At 51.0% G+C, this 19,152-nt stretch carries 9 protein-coding genes; all 9 read right to left on the bottom strand.

Annotation, left to right across the window (positions count from 1 at the left end):
• Positions 1-38: 38 nt before the first annotated feature.
• Complete coding sequence (locus QQK89_RS05655; RefSeq protein ID WP_284237506.1) at positions 39-2,708, bottom strand: discoidin domain-containing protein; 2,670 nt, start codon at positions 2,706-2,708, stop codon at positions 39-41.
• Positions 2,709-3,020: 312 nt separating this feature from the next.
• Entirely contained in the window at positions 3,021-3,929 is a 909-nt protein-coding gene (locus QQK89_RS05650) for a sugar phosphate isomerase/epimerase family protein (RefSeq protein ID WP_284237505.1), read from the bottom strand.
• Positions 3,930-4,052: 123 nt separating this feature from the next.
• On the bottom strand, positions 4,053-9,131 hold the full coding sequence (locus QQK89_RS05645; protein ID WP_284237504.1) for an S-layer homology domain-containing protein: 5,079 nt from the start codon (positions 9,129-9,131) through the stop codon (positions 4,053-4,055).
• Positions 9,132-9,447: 316 nt separating this feature from the next.
• The gene (locus QQK89_RS05640; RefSeq protein WP_284237503.1) at positions 9,448-10,242 is read right to left on the bottom strand and encodes a polysaccharide deacetylase family protein; all 795 of its coding nucleotides are present in this window, start codon (positions 10,240-10,242) and stop codon (positions 9,448-9,450) included.
• Positions 10,243-10,420: 178 nt separating this feature from the next.
• The gene (locus QQK89_RS05635; RefSeq protein ID WP_284237502.1) at positions 10,421-12,946 is read right to left on the bottom strand and encodes a LamG-like jellyroll fold domain-containing protein; all 2,526 of its coding nucleotides are present in this window, start codon (positions 12,944-12,946) and stop codon (positions 10,421-10,423) included.
• 38 nt (positions 12,947-12,984) lie between these two features.
• Positions 12,985-13,884: a carbohydrate ABC transporter permease gene (locus tag QQK89_RS05630; RefSeq protein WP_284237501.1), complete on the bottom strand. Its 900-nt coding sequence runs from the start codon at positions 13,882-13,884 to the stop codon at positions 12,985-12,987.
• 21 nt (positions 13,885-13,905) lie between these two features.
• Positions 13,906-14,820 carry an ABC transporter permease gene (locus QQK89_RS05625; RefSeq protein ID WP_284237500.1) on the bottom strand — a complete coding sequence of 305 codons (915 nt, stop codon included), beginning with the start codon at positions 14,818-14,820 and terminating at the stop codon, positions 13,906-13,908.
• Between the two features lie 75 nt (positions 14,821-14,895).
• Positions 14,896-16,536: an ABC transporter substrate-binding protein gene (locus QQK89_RS05620; RefSeq protein ID WP_284237499.1), complete on the bottom strand. Its 1,641-nt coding sequence runs from the start codon at positions 16,534-16,536 to the stop codon at positions 14,896-14,898.
• A 292-nt stretch (positions 16,537-16,828) separates the two neighbouring features.
• Positions 16,829-19,108 (bottom strand): AraC family transcriptional regulator, encoded by a 2,280-nt coding sequence (locus QQK89_RS05615; protein WP_284237498.1) that lies wholly within the window; start codon positions 19,106-19,108, stop codon positions 16,829-16,831.
• Positions 19,109-19,152: the final 44 nt, after the last annotated feature.

The raw sequence follows: 19,152 nt of genomic DNA, 5'->3' as shown, positions 1-19,152 counted from the left end.
AGCAAAAAGAGAGGGTCCTCCCTCTCCTCGCTCAAACCTTATTTCGCAGCCTTATGCGCCCAGAACTCCACGATACTGTTCCAGCCGTTTAGTTCGTTGCCGTAACCTACATATTTGATGAATTTGGCTTTTACCGGCTTAGGGAACGGAAAATTCTCAATCGCATTGGGCGATGGCTTCCGACTCTTCTGGTGATCGAGTATTTTCTCATAATGGACGCCGTCCTCCGATACTTCAATGTCGAAGGTACTGTACCGCGTATTGCCGTTGTAGAACAAAATACTTACCTGGTCAATCTTCTGCGCCTTCGCCAGCTCAACCAGCAAATATTGACCGCTGCCGTCCGCCGACCAGCGGGAATCCGGATCTCGGTCCATCGTATTGACCGGCAGATTGCCGTCATTGGCGCTAGCCGTTACTTGGCGGATGTCCGCAAGCTTGCCTTCCGGCTCCGCCATCGGTTCCAGCACTGTAAAGGTTCTGGTACCCGTAACCGTTACGCCGTTCATTTTGCTTGTTGCGGTAATCGTAACCGTTCCCGGCTTTTTCGCTTTGAACACATTGCCTTTCATGTTGCCAAGCTCCTTGTTGTCCAACGTATATTTCACCTTGATTCCGGCTTGCAAGGGATCGATGGTTTCTCCGTTGTTAAGCGTAATTAACGATTTCAAAGTACCTTCATGCCCGGCGCTGATCGCATCGCTTGTTGTTCTCCAGCCCAGAACGGAACGGTCGGGAGAAAGCGTAATGCTCTGCGGCAGAGCCGGATTCGCCGCAACCTGGAAGGTCACTGTGTAATCCTGTGTCCGGCCGTTATTCGTGACATGAATCGTACCGCTGCCGTTTGGACCGGCCGGCTGTTCGATTTGAATGGATGCGCTGCCGGCAAGTGGCGTTGCCTCAAGGATTGGCGTGTTTTTCGTTCCGTAAGGAAGGACAACCGTATACGCGGTTTTCAGGAATTGTACGCCATCCACCGGCTCCCCGTTCACCAGCACCGAAGCAAGTCCTGCCGCAAGCTGGCTGTTCCGCCTCTCGAACTGATCCTCATAGAGGCTTTGCGGCGATAACCGGTCGCCTTCGCCAATACCCTCCGCCATATCGAACGGCTTCGTATCGGCTTCCGGAATGGAACCGGTGATTTGTACGTTAACCCCGCTTACCGGACCTTTTGTTCCGATGACATAGCCGTTGCCGAATTGCTCGGATTCCACGATGATGCCGTTTTTGCTGCTATGAGCTTTAAGCCCCGTCGTGTTCCAGAACACGCTTTCTGTAGTAACAACACCATGCCGGTTAGTTGCCGACGAGCCATAATCCCGCGTAATGGCAGAGATGCCATCGCCGTTTACCGTCATGTTGTCTATCAGATTCGCCATGCTCAGATACATATGAAAGTCGGTCATTAACGAGGAGTTCTCCGAGTACACGTTGTGCATCACGTTGCCGTTCGCGGAGAAGTTCGCATAGGTAAAGCTATGTCTGGCTCCTATCGCATTGCTGTCCGTAATCAGGTTGTCATTGCCGATGAACTGGTACAGGTATCCGTTGCCGTTAGCTCCGCGATATTGCGGGTATTGCATCGTGACGTGGTCGACGGTTATATTTTTGGTCCGGTCAAGGATGATGCCTTTCGATAAAATGTGGTAGGTAGAGTTGCCCTCCGGCTTATACGTGCTAATGTTGCGGATCCAGCTGTTAGCGGCCGCTATGACGTTGATGGCTTTTGCGTTATCCGTCTCGTAGCCGGCCGTTCCTTCCACCTTGTAATCATCTTCGCCAAGGCCGCTCTTGGAATTCTGGACGTTTGCTATCGAGAAGTCTTCCAGTCCGATCTCCGAGATTGGCGCTGCCGTCTTGGTTATGGTGATGTTATCTCTTATCTTCAGCGGATAACGGGTAGGAACGTCTACCGTCAGCGTATTATGCGCTTCGTCTACGGCGACAATCTGCCGGTAAAAGATCGGCTCCACCTTGCCAAGGCGCGAAGCCCACTTGTTTTGCATCCCCAGTTCCGCCAGAAACTCCTCCGTTGTATCGAAAGTAATCAGCACGTAATCGCCAACGGCAAAACCGGCCGCATGGTCAACCGGCAGCAGAACGGTAGGTTTGGTAAGCGATTTGCTCAGCTTGGCGGACGTATCCGTCTTCGCCCAGTCGCCGCCGCCAATCCGGATAATGTCCTTCTGTTTCATATATTCGGAGGCATTGTATAGGAATGTCTTGCCGATCCCCGCGCCTTTGAGCACCACGTTGCTTGCGTTGATGCCAAGCGCATAGGCTTGTCCGGCAGGCGGATTCACCTTATAGGTGCCTTCGGGCAAGTAGACAACACCGCCGCCAGCGGCAGAAGCATCATTAATCGCCTGCTGGATAGCCGAGGTGGCATCTTTTTGTCCCGTGGAATCCGCAAGGTAAGGCGCTTTCGTCACATCAATGCTTCCGACCAGACCGACAGTGGGAAGCGGTGCTTCGCCCCGGTGATAACCAGCATAGGAGAAGTCATGAAGAAACCTTCCTTCCCCGTCCTCAAAACCCGGATACCAATTATCCGGGTAGAGCTGGCTTCGCCCGTCCGCTCCAAGCGGAATCGTTCCCGGCTGCAACGCTGCGTCGGCCGCATAAGCGGCTTGCCCCTGCGAACCCGTGATTACCGTGCTCATTAGCAAGCAAGCCGTCATCATGATTAACAACCATCTTCTCTTCATCCATCAATTCCTCCTTATCGCGATTCCATATCAAATTCAAATGATAACGATTACAAAATTTCTCCTGCCCTCCTTCCGCCTTAAACATCCAAATTATAGAATGTCTGTAATCCAAATGGGTATGGGCAAAAGCTTGATTCCGATTGATGATTTGTTCAGCGAATTGGCAAAACGAACCATTTTATTGATTATTTCTGTAAAACGAACGAAAAAAAAAGCTGTCCCAAAAGTCATTAACTGACTTTGGAACAGCCTTTCTGTTGATGCGATAGATTAACTGTTGATGCGATAGATTAACCTAGATCTTTTGAATTATCGAATGGTTTGCTGACTGGCCGCCTCGGCAACAACCTCTTCCCACAGCTCCTCGGCGATTTGCTTCAGAAGCAGCGCCTCCTGCCAGCGGTCGGTTGTCTCGACCTCGCGGCCGTCCTCTACCAATCTCGTAATCGCGTATCCAGGTGGACCAAGTTCCGGGATAAAGGAGAGAATATCGCCAGGAACGGCATTCGCATACCAATTCTGCATCCCTTTGCGCCACCAGCGTTTGAAATGGTTGACCATCGGATGGGCTCCGCTCGCCATATCCACCTGAACCTGTTCTCCATTGGAGATTCGGCCGTGGATGCCGGCAGTCCGCTGAAGAAGCACGTCAAATTCCGCTTCCGCACGGCTATGGTTGCCGTCTAATTCGCCGCCAACAATGTAATGCGACAGATCGATAATAAGCTTTAACTGCGGCAATGCCCGAACGTAATCGGTCGTGCGGAGCAGATCCTGCGTAATTCTTCCCCGATGGGTTTCGATAAATTGCGGAATGCCCGCTTCCGAAGACGCGTCCAGAAGTCCTTCCAGCAATTGAACCGCTTCATCGCCAATAACAAACGCATCCATAACTTGCGAGTTGATATACTGTACCCGTCCGAACTGTTTCGCGGTTTCAAGCGTATCCAGCATGTCCTTCACGTTCGCCGGAAAAGCAATCGTGCTGAAGCTGAACTGATGTTTATCCAGCAGACTGTGCCACTGCGCATAATCTTGTTCGGAAGGCATCGTTGCGCTAATGCCGGTAAAGCCGGCTTCGGCAATCTTCTCAAACTTCTCCTCCATCGTCCATTCCCGGCCGTTCTCGCCAAGCCCAATCATCGCCCACCAGGACTGTTGGATTTCCATTCTCGGTTGACGCGAAGAACCGTCGTTCAAATGATAGTTAGAACTCATAAATTCGCACACTCTCCTAATTTCGCAGGTATGTTGCAGCGTTTACAGCGCCTATTATATCAAGCTGGGAAAAAAGAACAATCCGGAAGAATACCTACTTCCGGATTATCTTTGTCTCTTATTCTAATTCTTGTAAATATTGTACAGCATGACGGCCACTTCTGCTCTTGTTGTTGTCGCCAGAGGGGACAATTTGCTTCCCGAGCCTTGAACGATGCCGTTCTTCACGAGCGTCGCAACGCCAAGAGCGGCATAGTTGCTGACCTGATCCGCATCAGCGTATCCGCTCATGTCCGCGGCTGTCCCGTTGATGGCAGGCAGCTTGCGAGCAACGACCAGCGCTTGCGCCGTTAACGTCATCATATCTTGTCTGCTGATGCTCTCGCGCGGGTCAAAGCGGTTACCGCCAGATCCGTTTGCAATGCCAAGTTTTCTCGCGATGCCTACGGCGTTATAGTAATAATCGGTAGAATGGACATCGTCGAAGTTGGATTCAAATGTAGCTGTCAATCCAAGCGTAGATACAAGAAGCTTAATGAAATCGGCTCTCGTTACGGCCGAATTCGGCGAGTAGGTTTGAACGGAAGTTCCGTTAATAATCCCTTTCGACGCGAGTGCTTCAATCTGCGTTTTTGCCCAAGGCACCCCTGTCAAATCGGCAAACGTTTTATGAACGTAAGCAACGGCGTATTTGCTAAAATGCGTCGTCGCAAACACCATGACGCCTGCTGCTTCATCGTAACGTCCGCTTGGCACCGGCTCGGTTGTGCCGTCATCCTTCACGTACACAATAACGAGATGATCCGGAGATTCGCCGGCAGCCGGAGTGTACGGAATCGTAATGATGACCGGTGCATCTTCATTATGGAATGCGAGCGGTTTGTTGTCTGCCAATAAGCTCACTTCAATGACGGGTTTGGCTGCTGTAGAGGAATCGGCAAGCCCGATGTGCAGGGTGACCTGTTTGGCAGAGGCAAGCTCATCAACCGGGAACATACCCGCAGGCAAAGTAACTGTGCCAAAAGCTGTCTTGATCCGGATCACTTGATTGTGATCAAGCGATGCAAGAACGGAAGCAGGCAGTTGTTGCCGGTACGCCGCTGCTCCTGTTGCCTGCGGCAGCTCAATCTCGACGACTTTTTCCCCCGTACGCAATACGGGAGCGAGCAATATCGCTTGATTCAGCTCAGCTTCGGTTACCGTTCCTTGTACAATTTTACTGCCTGGATCCATAACGCCATTTACCGTCAATTTCGCCATATCCGTCGTCACTACGGGCGTCAAGCTATTAGATGAGCCTGTCCCGCTGCCGTTGCCGCTTGGGCTAGATTTCGCCGGTACAACAACCGCGATCGACATGGTATCCGCCGTCGTGCCGTCCGATGTTCTCGTGACACGCAGAACGAGATTCACCGTCGTGTCAGCTGCAGGCGGCGTAATGGCGCCATCCGTGCCGATTGTTTCATTGTCCGAGGATAGGATAGCCGCGGTGAACGCCGCTGGAACGGCTGGCAGCGTCAACGTTGTTGCATTGGTTGCCGGCGCCGTAATGCTCGTAATGCTATCCGCAACCTCCTGCGCGGTACGGGCGATGGCAACGCTTGTTGAAGTGGACACGGCAGACTCCGTACCCGAAGCGCCGATAACGCCTACTTTGTAATAATAGGCATGTTCTGAAGGCAAGCCCGAATCGGTATAGCTTCCAGCCGTGCCGCTGTACACTAATGCGTACGTGCCGTCTTCGCTGCCTGAGCGGTACAGGTTATAACCAAGCGCACCGGTTGTTTTGTTCCATGCCAGTTGAACGCTTGTCGAAGATGCTGCCGTTGCCATAAGTCCCATCGACGGATCGGCTGCCGGCGTTAAATCCGGATCCACGATCATGATCCAGCTGATCATCGGATCTTGTGCCGCCGTGTTTCTGACTGTTATATTAAGCGATCCGTTTGTTACATTTACGCCGGTGAATGCCTTTGTATTGCTTGGCGTAAAGGTGATAGCCCCTTTGTTCTCGCCGTTGAGAAGCAGATCCGCTTTTCTCGACGCGTTGGACCATGGATCGTTAAAGCCCAAATACACATCATAAGAGCCGCTCGCAAGCGTGAACTGATAAGACAGATCCGTGCCTTTTGGCGAGTTCGCCACGTTGCCGCCGTTCAAATAACGGACCGTGGATACAATATCCCCCGATACTGAACCCGAAGGCAGCGAGTCTGTGCCAAGGTAACCCCAAGGCGTTGCGTCGTCCGCGTTATAGGCTTGTTCAACTACCCCTTTATTCGCCAATGAACCTTGCATATAAGAGGCAAGCAGGTTGTAGTCGGAAGTCGCATATCCGCCCGCATTCACAAAATAAAGCGCATTATCAGGCACGACATACATTTTGACGCTTTGTACCTTGTTGTGATATTCCGGCAATGTCATTTGAACCGTTATCGGACCCGGGTTGGCAAAATCCGCAGCGGTAAGCGCATGGGAATTGACTGACCACGTAACCGGTGTCGAGACGGTTCCCGTCTTGCCCGATACATCCACTTGATTCGGCAGACTTGGTACTGCTCCAAGCTTAACGGCTTCCGGGAATTTGGTCGTTACATTCACTTGTCCCATGGCATCAAGCAAATCCGGCGTCCAGCTCGCATACCATTTGATCGCAATATCCGTACCCATTCCAAACTCGATTGGCAGGAATACATACTTCGCGCCGTCATTGGCAAAGTTGCCGCCGTTCCAAATATCACCCACATAAATAAATTTGCCGTTCTCCGGATCAACCGGAATGACATAGGTGGACTGCGTATTAAACGCTTTGGCCGGATCCGGATCGCTTGCCGAAGTACGGACGAACGGATCCTGCATCGGTGCCCAAGTACCGAAGATATTGTCGGCTACCGTATATTTGTTCTGGTTCGCCGCCCATCCGGTTGCGCCGGAAGTAATCATGTAATAATGGCCGTTGTATTTGAACATCGCCGGCGCTTCGCGCTGCGCGCCCGGGAATACGCGCACATAGTCTACGCCGTATTCCGCTTTGTAGGCCGTGTCGCGGACAGCGTTCCCGTTCTCGTCGTGGTTGCCGTCTTTATGCCAGCCGGTTACATCCAGATAATCCGGCGTCAGCTTCGAGATGTAGATAGACAGATTCTCTTCGCTCGAATAGATGAGATAAGCGGTTCCGTCGTCATCCTTGAACAGGTTCATATCCCGTGCCATCCCTTTATCATTCGGATGGTAATCGGTCTCTCCGGCCGGAGCCAGATCCATCCGGTAGCTGCTCTGATAAACGAACGGGCCGGTCGGCGAATCGCTGATCGCTACGCCAGCTTGGGCTTTGCCGTAGTTGGCACTGTTGTTATAAGGGTCTTTATCGCCGTCGATGTGAGCCCACATGACGTATTTCTTGGTCTCGTCGTTATAGACGACTTTCGGCCGTTCAATAATGCGTCCTTTGCGGATATCCGCCCAGATGTTAACCGTATCCGTTCTTCCTTCATACAGCTTGGAGATGAGCGGATCATTCGTGAAGTCATCCATTGAATTGATTAACGTCAGCGCCATGCCTTCGTCTTTCCAATTCATCAGGTCCGTCGAGGAATACACGCGGACGCCGGCAGCAGGCCAACCGCCTTTGTGATATTCGCCGTACCAGTAGTACTTCTGCGTCTTCTCGTCATACATGACTCCTGCGCCATGCGCGTCAATCGGATTGCCGGTTGTATCCGCCCATAAAGCACCAGGCGTCAAAGACGTACGCACCGCGCTCGCGCCAAGCACGTCGGAAACGGAAGAAGCCGTGCCGTCTACTGTCGCGCTAATGGTATAGAAGTAACCGGTACCTTGCGTTAATCCGGTGTTCGTATAGGTCGTATCCGTTCCGTTATAGATCTCTGCGTAAGTGCCGTTCGCGCTTGCCGCGCGTTTCACCGAATAAGTGACCGCCGTCCCCGGTACCGCATCCCAAGTCAGCGTTATGGAAGAATCGGTAACGGTCCCTGCCGTAAAGTTCGCCGGCGCGTCGAAGGAATACGTCGTTGCTTGAACCGAAGCTTTCTCCGACTCGCCAAACGCGTTATAAGCTGAAATCTGATACTTGTAAGCCTTGCTTGCCGTTAGTCCCGTAGCCTGGAAGCTTAATGCCGTACCGTCGTAAATGACGTCATACGTCTCGCCGCCGTCTGCTGACTGGTACACTTTATAACCGGTTGCTTTGGCAACAGCCGCCCAGCTTAGATTGATCTTCGAGGCATTGACTGCCGCGGCCATCGGACTTGCAGGTGCGGCCGGAGGCGCGCCATCCGTCTTCGCGTTAAATTCCGGAGACCATTGCGATTCGGTCACTCCCCCGTTCACATAAGCCATTTTATAATAGTAATCCGTATCGGAACTAAGTCCCGTGTCCGAATAACTGTTTGTGGTAGAGTTGCCCACATAACTGTATCCGCTGCCCGCTGTAGAAGATCGATACAGATTATAGCTGCTTGCCCCGTCTACAGCATCCCAGGTCAAGGACACCGAGGAGCTTGTTCTAGAATCCGACCGGATGGCGGCCAAATTCGAGGCAGGAATATCCGTAACCGTCACATCGTCCACTTGAACGGACTGCCATTTGTTGCGAATGCCGATTTGACCGCTTGCATAAGTCGTATCCACGGCATCAAAAGCTAGCTTATCCTTGCCGTTCTCGACGATGTAACCTTTGATCGAGCTGCCGATCAGCACAAGCTTGAGCGTATACCAGGTGTTCTTGCTGAACGTATAGGCAACCGACTTGATAGTCGTATCCGTCCCGTTTATCCGCTTGGACAACACGAGATTGTTCGAAGCTTGCATCTGGAAGTAATAAAAGTTTTTATAGTCTTGGACCCGGGCCAGTATCCCCGGATAAGCACCGCCGGCGCCGGTATAAATGCGCATCGTAACGGTGGAATCGGTCCAATTGTCTCCTGTCGTTATAATGCCTTCGCCCGCATCAGTCTGGCTGAGCACTTTATTGCTTGCATCAGCCGGATCCGCTGCGACGGTCCATGTGCCGGAGGCGACGGTCCACTCCGGATCAGCCGTTAAATCTCCGTCCGTAAAGTTATCTTGAAAAGAAATCGTTTCTTCTGAAGCTGCCGACACCTTCGGAATCGGCGATGCAAAGTTTAATAATGAGACACTAAGCGATAACAGCAATAGCCAAGCGATCGGTTTTTTCCGCACTTTCTTTTCGCTCCTTTGGATGGATTAGAGTACGTTCAAACGCGGACTATACCTCACCTCCAAGATGAGGTTCATCTAAGAGCTCCCCCCTTTTTGTTTCGGAAACCGGTTTCATGAAACCCGTTTCACAATAGGCATAAAAAGATGAAACCCAGCATGGCTTCTCGCGGCCACAAAAAAGAAGAAAGCGGTTTCATGAGACCAATTGTACTGCTTTCTCTACAACTTGGCATCCAACTTTCTTCTCATATCTAGTATTGGTCCCGCGAAATTTTTGTCAAAACTTGCCGGATTTCATTGTCTGCCACAGCTAGCGCTACAAGCTGATCTGTTCGCCGCCTTTTACGACCGCAACCTCTCCGTCAACATTAAGCCATACGCTGATCGCCGTCGGATTGTAGACAAAGCTTAGGTCTGCCGCAAACCTTAAGTTTTCGAATGCTTTCGCATAATCCACAAGTTCCATGTTCGTGCAATACCAAATGTCCGCTTTACCGCTAATGAACTGTCCGAATTGTTCCATCAGCTCCCAGTTGTTGTCATTGTCAAATTCATAACTATGGCCCCACACGTACATGAGATACAAATGTTGCGTCTTGTGAAGACTAACGAATTCCTCCGCGTGTTTCATCAAATCCCGGTTATGATGGCAGGTCGGCTGCCACTCGAGCCAATCTTCCGGCATATGATATTGTCCCGTGCTTGGAACAACCCGGGCATATTCGATGCCAAGACCGGGCAGTAGACTTTTAATCCTCTCGTTATAGGAGCCGTTAGGATAGGACATTCCCCGGACCGTGTAACCAACGATACGTTCCAGATTGCGCCGATCCTCCGTCACCTCTTGGACGATTTGCGCATTCGGGCAGCGGGCAATCGACGGATGCGTGAGCGTATGGGCCGATACCTCGTGGCCGGCATAAAGCGGCTTAATGTCGTCCTCTCCCAACCGGTCTTTGGAACCAAGCAAACCAGAATTTAGATGAAATGACCCTTTCAGCCCATACCTGTTAAAAATCTCGACAAGCCGCCGGTCGGCGAACCTGCCGTCATCGTAGCTAAGCGTTAGCGCCTTATGTCGCCCCTCCGGGAAGCACATTACAATTGCCATTTTTTAATCCCCTTTACTTTTTATTATCGCGGACAACAAACAGATGTTTGAAATGTTTCGTACTGATTATGCCTTTCGTCAACTGCCCCCTGTCTTCCTGCGTCTTACAAAACACCGGCATATAAAATAATCGCCAGCTACCTGTACGAACAGGCGAAGCTGGCGAATGTTTTTTACATTATCGTTCCGACAATCTCTCAATTTGAGGGGGACTTAGCGCTCCGTCAAACAGTTGAAGCTCATCAAGCTGGCCTTTGAACGGGGCATCCCACCAGTTCACGCCTAAGCTGAAGACCGAATCCGATCCGGTGAAGATGTCCGGGAAATTCGAACCGCTGAATGTCTGCTTTCCGTTGACGTAGACTGAAAGCGTGCCGTTATCTACCGAATAAGCCAGATGCGTCCATTCTCCGGTCGGTATAGTTAATCCGGTAGCGCCGTCGTACCAGACACCGCTGCCGGACCATACCATCGTCTGGTTGGCTGCCGGTCCTTGCGGCACTAGACTTACCCAATTAAAGCCGTCCTTCGCGCCAAAAAAGGTAGTCGTATAAGTCGTCAGCTGATCCGGCTTCACCCATAGCGATACCGAATATTGATTGCTGTCGATCAGCTTATTCGGCAGCTTTACGCCGGAATTGCCGTCAAAGACAGCCGCTTGCCCGGCTACTCCGGTTGCATACGACATCGTGCCGCCCGTGTTATCGATTCGGTTGCCGGTAATCGTGCCATCGCCAAAGCTGCCGGTCGAATCGCTTAAGTCATTGTCAAACGAGTATTTCGCGAGCAGAGCCGCATCCGTATACGGCAGAACGGTTAATTTAAAGCTTTTGGTTCCGCTAGCCGCTCCTTTGGCAACCACTGCGGTTAAGGTCACTTCCGCGGCCGGCGTTCCGGATGCCGGCCGCGTCACCACGCCTTCTGCCGACACGATAGCCGGATCGCTGGACGTCCATGCGATAGAAGCATGCCGCGCCCCTTCGGACGGCAAATCCAGATTCGCAATTACGCGGCTTGTGTCCCCTACGTTCAGATCAGCTATTACATCCCGCACAAGCTGAACGTCCGTCTTCTCTTGTTGTTTGCTGCCCCAGATTGCCACTCCGTCGCTGGACATCGCGGTAAATGTCATCACAAACGACTCGGCGAGCGGATCCCAACCTTGCACGAACACCCCTTTGTACGTCTTGCCATCCAAAGTTAGTTCCGCATCGTTATGGCCGGTTGTTTTCCACGAGCCCGATTCATCTCCGGTCACTTTATTGTTTTTGTTCAACGTCACATAGCTAGACTCTACAATATCGGCCGTTGTCCCTTTGCCGTGATTAATAAACTTATATTCGCCAATCAGATCCTGACGATTCACCTTCGCAAGCGATTCTCCCGCATACCGGTAAGGCGAAGCGACGAGCCAACCGTCCTTGTTCATAAACATTTGATGCACGCGAACTTCGTGAACCTCGCCTTGTTTCGGGAACCGGGAATGGAATACGAGAAACATCTTGCCCGTCTTTGGATCCTGGTAGAAAGAGTTATGCCCCGGAGATACGTAACCGTATCCAATGCCCGTACCCGGGTCGCCAACCTCCCGCTTGAACAGGAAATTGCCCATCAGCTTGTTGCCCACGGACGAGTTGTCCGTGTCTTCCGCAAGCACGGCGCTTTGGCCAGCCGCATCCACAAACGGTCCAAGCGGATTGTTCGAACGGTACAGCCGCATGTTATATCCGCCGTCTGCGCCTAGCCACCCAATCGTTTCAAACAAATAGTAGTAGTCCGTATCTTTGTTATAGACCATATAAGGTCCTTCACCGGACTTATAATAACCGCCTGCAATCTTGGTACCGAAGTAGCGGTCTACCATCCGGCCGTCCTTCGTTACGGAATCTTTGCCCGGATAAATCGCTTTGCCCGTCGCCGGATCAATCTGCAGCGTATAAATGCCGCCGGACCAAGAACCGTAGGACATCCATAGCTTGCCGCTCTTATCCCACATCAGCTGCGGGTCGATGGCGTTAGGATATTGAAGGTTAGCGAACGTTCCGTCCGCATTAAACCACTTGTCGCTCTCTTCGCTCAGCTTGCCTTCCTTGATTAACTGAGGAATATTGGTGTTCGTCCACTTCTTGTTAATAACGCTATTTGCATCATAAGCCTCGTTTGCCGTAAAACCGGAATACAAAAGCGTATCCCCATACGTATAAGGACCTTCGATATTTTGCGACACCGCAAAGCCAATCGCCGAACGGATATACGTGGATGACGTGCAGTAAAAGAGCATATATGCGCCTTTTGTCCCGTCCGAATTTCGATAACTGGCATTCCAGAACACATCCGGCGCCCAGACCGAGAACCCGCCTTTGCTGTCAGAATCGTTCTCCCCCGCCCATTTGAAGGAAGTAGCCAAGTTTTGCGGGAGATTGCCGTAAAGCACATTATTCGGAGTGGCATAACCGTTGGTGAACCTCTCCCAGTTCATCAGATCGGTAGATTTGGCCGCTTCGATATGGGAACCAAACACATAATAAGTATCGCCGTCCCGTACGATCGATGGATCGTGCACGGATACGTTGGTAAACGACGGATCAGCTGGCACAGTGCCGGATCCAGCCTTGCTGCCGCTGTCTGCCGAGGCTCCAAACGCCGTGAAAGGCAAGGTTACGGTCAACACTAGCAAGAGCAAACCAAGCTTTTTCAACTTCATGGATTCGAACAAGCTCCTCTCCGTTTATCGAGTGGTCATCACCCTTTCACCGAACCAATCATAACCCCCTTCTCGAAATATTTTTGCAAGAACGGATACAACATCAGAATCGGCAGCGAAGATACGATAATAACGCCGTATTTGATTTGGTCGGCATAACGCTGGGCGTAACCGCCCGAAGCCGCGCCTCCTCCGGTGCCTGCGCCGTTCTGGAATACCTGGTTGGACAGCAAAATATCCCTTAGCACGATTTGCAGCGGCTGAAGATTATTGTCCCGAATGTAGATCAGACCGGTAAAGAAATCATTCCAGTGTCCGACCAGGTAGTAGAGCCCAATGACCGAGATCAATGCCTTGGAGAGCGGCAACGCCACCTTGGCGAAAAACATGAAATGCGAGCAGCCGTCCATCACCGCCGCTTCGTGTAGCTCTGCGGGCAGCGCGGTCTCGAAGAAAGTCCTCGCAATAATCAGGTAGAAGATATTGACGCAAAACGGCAGGATAAACACCCAGAACGTATTCGTAATATGAAGATCCTTCATCAAGAGATAGGTCGGAATCAGACCGCCGTTGAAAAACATCGTCACGACAAACAGGAACATGATCGGACGCCTAGCCTTAAACTCCTTGCGCGACAACACGTAAGCGGCGGGCATCGTAAACAGCATGTTGACCAGCGTTCCAAACAACGTGTAGAACAACGTATTGCGGTAGCCGGTCCAGACACGGCTGTCCTGGAAAATTTCCTTGTAGCCGAACAGGCTGCTTCCCTTCGGAAACAACAGCACTTTCCCGGTAGACACAAGCGTCGAATCGCTAAAGGAAGCGATCACGATAAAATAGAGCGGATACATAATAACGAGAAAAATAACCGCGCATAACGAATATAGCAAAATATGAAAGGCTAGCTCTTTGCCACCCATGCCCTTCAGTGTCATAGGGATTCCCTCCTTTCCGCGTTAATAGAGGCTTGTATTGGACATTTTCTTGGAAGCCGCGTTCATCGCAAACAGGAACACAAAATTAATCAGCGTATTAAATAAACCTATCGCGGAAGCGTAGCTGAATTGATTGGATATGATCCCGATTTTGTATACGTACGTGGCAATCACTTCGGATACGGGCAGATTAAGCGAATTCTGCATAAGGAAGATTTTCTCGAAGCCCGTGCTTAAGATATTGCCCATGCTGAGGATGAACAAAATAATAATCGTTGGAACAAGCGCCGGCAGGTCGACATAACGGATCATCTTCATTCTGCCTGCACCGTCAATCTTCGCGGAGTCATATAGCTGCGGATCAACGGTCGATAATGCCGCTAGGTAAATAATGCTGTTCCAGCCGCAATGCTGCCAAATATCCGACAGGACATAGACCGGAATAAACGTATTGGTCGAGGCAATAAGGTTGATATGGCCAAGTCCCAGCCCCTTCATCATATAACCGATTACGCCGGTCTCCGGCGACATCAGCACGTTCATCATGCCGACAAGCACAATAATCGATATAAAATGCGGCAAATAAACGGTCGTCTGCATCACGTTTTTAAACCGCTTGCGACGGATCTGGTTCAGAATCAAAGCGAGAATAATAGGCGCCGGGAATCCGACGATAATCGTCGCCAAGCTGATCAAGAACGTATTGCGCATCAGATCGGTGAACAGATAGCTGTCAATAAACTGCTTGAAATAATCGACGCCCCGCCAAGCGCCTCCGGTCAAGCCTTTCGCAAAGTCGAAATCCTTGAACGCAAGCTGAATGCCGTACATCGGAATATAGTTAAAGATTAGAACGGCGGCAATCGCGGGCGCGATCATAATCCACAGCTGATAGTCCCGCCTTAATGCCCGAAGTCCTCCTCCTAATATTCGCATCGGCCTATAACCTCCTTTGCCTGCCAGAGGCCGGCATACCGGTTCCTTCAGGGGTATGCCGGCTTCCGCAGCCTCTTATTGCTTCTTGTATTCGTCGTAATACTTCTGCATAATTTCAAGGTTTTGTTTCAGGCCGGCCTTATCGCTTTCCTTCACATAGCTGTCCCATTCCCCTTCAATGCCGCCTTTGGTCACCCATTTCGCAAAGTTGGTATTCGCCAGGTTCATGACGTTTGTATTGTTTAATCCCATCGTGCTATTGTCCGCGCTCGTGTATTTCAGGAAGCCGGGATATACGTCATTGTCCACGTCGATCTGAATCGCGTCGATCGGCTTCGATTGCTCCAATACTTCCTGCATATCTTTGCCAAGCGTCAGCTGCAGCGAATCCGGAATATAGAAAGCTCCGTTATCCGCCATAGTAGATGTCCATTTCCATGTGCCCGGGTCCATCTTCGGATCTGCCGGAGGCAATACGCTATAAGTACCGTCGCCATTATCCTTGATGTTTGGCCCAAGGGAACCGAAGAGCACTTGCATGCCCATATCCGGCGCATACAGCTCATTGATGAAGCGCATAGCGGCTTCTTTGTTTTTCGATTTAGCCGACATAACGATCTGATTAACGCCATAGTTCAAAGAATTGTAGTCATAACTCCAGGAGACTTGACTGCCCGGCGTTGCCATGAGCGGCGACATCGAGGTGTACTGCGGCGCAAGCTGCTCGCCAAACCGGTCGGATGCGACCCATCCCATCGTAAAGCCAACCTTCGCCGTATCCCCTTCGCCGCGGGCAACGGACTGGTATTTCGTATAATCATGCGTAAATACTTCCGGATTGATGAGGCCTGCCTTATAAAGTTTGTTCAGGAACACAACAAGCGACTTGTAACGCTCATCCACCAGGTAATTTTTCACGACTCCGTCTTCTACGAAATAACCTTGCGGGCTGCCGTCTGTCAGCGTCATGCCGGTTCCGCTCAGCAGGTAAGCCGCATTGAAGTAACCGCCGATTCCACCCGGCCAGTCCATTGGAATCTCGTCGTTTGGATCGCCGTTGCCGTTCGCGTCCTGTTCTTTGAACGCTACGAGCACATCGTACAGCTCATCCCAGGTTGTTGGCATTTTCAGACCCAAGTTATCCAGCCACTTCTGATTGATATATTGGCGGGTAGCGGTTGAAGGCCAATATCGTTGGTATTTCGGCAAGCCGAAAATTTTGCCGTCAGGCTGCTTGGCTATTTTCTCCGTCTCCGGCTTCGCTTCAAACATGGCCTGCACGTTAGGCATCTGATCCAAGCTGCCCGACAGGTCTTGGAACAAACCTTGGAACTGAGCCATGTCCGCATCCGTGATTACGTTAGGACCAATAAAGAGATCCGGTACGTCCCCGCTTGCTAGCATCGTTCCTTTCTTCTGATCCCAGTCCGCCGTAATCTCTTGCCATTCGATCTCAACGCCCGCCTTCTCTTCTACCTGCTGCAGCCATTCCATGTCTTTGAGAGGTTTAGTCAGCGGATGTTTGGTCATAATGGCGGTAAGCTTCACTTTCTTGCCGGTGCCGCCGCCTGATGAGCCGTCTGCCGTAGGGCTTGCTCCCGTATTGCCGCTATTTCCGTTGCTTCCGCCCGAATTCGAATTCGAGTTGCTGCACGCCGACATAATGGCCGTTGCAGCAAGCATGACGGTGATGAAGCCGACTACTTTTCTCCGCATGTCATTGCCCCCTCAATAGTATAAAAATGTACGCGCAGCGCATCTCTTGCGATGGGCTGCCCCAAGGCGTCTCGCCCGGTACATCCACAGTAATCGGGATGGCGCAATGCCGTATACGGACAGTTTTCGAACGGTTTGCATTTTTTGAAAGCGTTTAACAAAAAAGTCGTGAAAACGCTTTATTATTGTCGCTTTCAATTATTGTAGATGTTCAATTATTGACTCTTGCCAGGTCAAAACAAAAACCCGCCGAGCGAATCGGCAGGTTGTCTGCGGAGCAGTAGCTGCTTGTTTAGGAGATGAGCCTATGCGTTTCTCTGTATTGGCCGGGTGTCGTACCTACGATTTTTTTGAAGCAGCGGATAAAGCTTGACGTATTGGAGAAGCCCGTCTGCTGCGCAACGCCGTCCAACGTCTGGTCCGTCGTCTTCAGCAGTTGAATGGAGAGTTGAATGCGGAACAAATCGATATATTCTTTAAAGTTTTGGCCCATCGTTTTTTTGAAATGGTGGCTGAAGTTGGACGGAGACATAGCAAAATGGTCAGCGATCAGCTGCAACGAGAATTCCGGCTGCAAACCTCTCTGTTCTATAAAGCGCGTAATTTCATCCTGGGAAGCATGGCGAACTGTCGGCAACGTGTTCTGAATCATCAGGCACAGCCGGGCGCAGCTATCCCCGACTATCTCCGACATCTGATCAACGGTATTGCGGAATTGAAAGGCTGAATCGGATAATCTGAGCAAGTCATCGTCATCAGGGCTAAATCTCTGCAATCCGTTGAGAAGCGCGCTTACCGTGTTCATATATACGCTGCGCACCATATGAGGAGGCATGCCGTCGCTGTTCATCTGGGCAATGATCCGTTCCGTAATGGAACGGACAGAACCGGCATCGTTTTTCAAAATTGACAGTTCCAGCGACTGCAGCAATTCTGCGTAATAGGACACTGAGCTCGCTTTAGGCGTCTCCAGTTCATCAAACACAATAACGGTATGGCCACCGCGAAGCTGAAGATGCTCCGTTGCCCTAACTGCTTGCAAATACGCGACATGAACGGCTTCTGACCGATCCGGCCTGCTGGCCGTGCCAATGCCGATATGAACTTTCGCCCCTGTATTTTCTTCAAGCTTAGTCCCGGTATCCGTTAGGAATTGCTTCACCTGGAAGTCTTCCTCGTACGAGCAGACGTATATCATTTCATGACTGTAAATGCTTTTTAGAAAATACCCCGTCACTTCGCTTGGCTGCCTATCCTCCATGGAACGGAGGAACTCCGCGGCCTTGCATTCTTCGCCTTCGTCCTTCTTCGGGGATTGAATCGACATAACCGCAACGGCCACCGCTTGATGAGGGAAGGTAATGCCATACGCGGCTGCCTGGCTCCTATAAGCTTCGTCATTGCCGGCCTTCCCGCTGACAAGTTCAAGCAGAAGATTATCCCGCATCACCGGCATCGTCTGCTTCACTCTTGCATCCAAGGAGCTGTTCGCGGATACCAGTTCGCCTAGAGCAAAACGGATCATCTCGAATTCATTCATCGGCTTCCTGCCTGCTGGCTCAAACAGATTGGATGCAAAGTCCACGATCCGTTTGATCGGCTGGTAATTCCGGCGGATGGCGATATAGATAACAAGAAGCTCCAGAAGCAGCATAAGCCCAATCAGAATAACGGTATTCCTTTGGATTTCCTGAATGCCCTTCAACATCTCCGTCACAGGCAAGACGCTTGCGTATTGCCATCCGTTCTTATCCGATACGGTGTGCGAAATAATATAAGATCGGCCATCCTTCTCATACAAGCCTGCCCCTTTGCCGTCTTTATCAAGACCGGTCAAGAAGCTTTGCACTTCATTCGTTGGAATATACGAGCCTTTGCTTGAGGTTAGCAGCGGACGCCCTTCCCCGTCCAATATAAAGAAGTCCCCGCTGTACATCTCCGACATCGTATTCAACATCCGGATAATCGTATCTTCCCGGACCATAATAAGAACCGCTCCCGGCGTTTCATAACCGCCAATGGGAAGCGGCAATGCAAAGGTAAGCATCCGAACATGATTGCTTCCCGGAATAATGACATCTTCCACGGGTCTCACGATGGTCCCTTTCAAATGGTTTAATTCATTAAACATGTTCGGCCAGTCTTTATAGTAATACCCGATCCCGGGTTTACCGAAGTCGCCTACATTGTAAGCGCTTCCCGTTTTGGCGAACAAGTAACCCATACTCTCTATGTACAGCAGGGTGTTGTCAATTAATCCGTCTGTGGCGTTATATTTGCGCATTTCATTAGCGATCTGCACGCGCTGATAATCGATATCCTCGGCGTTGTACAACTTGATTTCCCTGTTCTTCAGCAGCTCGAACGGCAGATTGTACACGTAGCGCGTGAACGTATCCATCGACGTTTTGACCTGCTCCGTTAAATGGGTATTCCAGTCCATCTCCTTCTGCTTCACAACCGCCGTGGAATGAGGGTAATAGTAGACCAAGATGATCATTAGAGGGAACAATAGCACAAGAAAATAAGAAACTAGATGCTGAATAAGCAGATTCATGCGGTTCTTCTTCATCCGTTAACCCCTTTCAATCCGGCCAAACCGAAAGGATGGGAAAA

The organism is Paenibacillus glycanilyticus (assembly GCF_030161375.1).
Taxonomy (GTDB): Bacteria; Bacillota; Bacilli; order Paenibacillales; family Paenibacillaceae; genus Pristimantibacillus; species Pristimantibacillus glycanilyticus_B.
The sequence above is the reverse complement of the archived record's forward strand: the minus strand, read 5'-3'. Positions and strand labels throughout refer to the sequence as shown.

Coding starts and splice junctions, on each gene's coding strand:
- QQK89_RS05655 (WP_284237506.1), bottom strand. CDS start 2,708: ATGAAGAGAAGATGGTTGTTAATCATGATGACGGCTTGCTTGCTAATG.
- QQK89_RS05650 (WP_284237505.1), bottom strand. CDS start 3,929: ATGAGTTCTAACTATCATTTGAACGACGGTTCTTCGCGTCAACCGAGA.
- QQK89_RS05640 (WP_284237503.1), bottom strand. CDS start 10,242: ATGGCAATTGTAATGTGCTTCCCGGAGGGGCGACATAAGGCGCTAACG.
- QQK89_RS05635 (WP_284237502.1), bottom strand. CDS start 12,946: ATGAAGTTGAAAAAGCTTGGTTTGCTCTTGCTAGTGTTGACCGTAACC.
- QQK89_RS05630 (WP_284237501.1), bottom strand. CDS start 13,884: ATGACACTGAAGGGCATGGGTGGCAAAGAGCTAGCCTTTCATATTTTG.
- QQK89_RS05625 (WP_284237500.1), bottom strand. CDS start 14,820: ATGCGAATATTAGGAGGAGGACTTCGGGCATTAAGGCGGGACTATCAG.
- QQK89_RS05620 (WP_284237499.1), bottom strand. CDS start 16,536: ATGCGGAGAAAAGTAGTCGGCTTCATCACCGTCATGCTTGCTGCAACG.
- QQK89_RS05615 (WP_284237498.1), bottom strand. CDS start 19,108: ATGAAGAAGAACCGCATGAATCTGCTTATTCAGCATCTAGTTTCTTAT.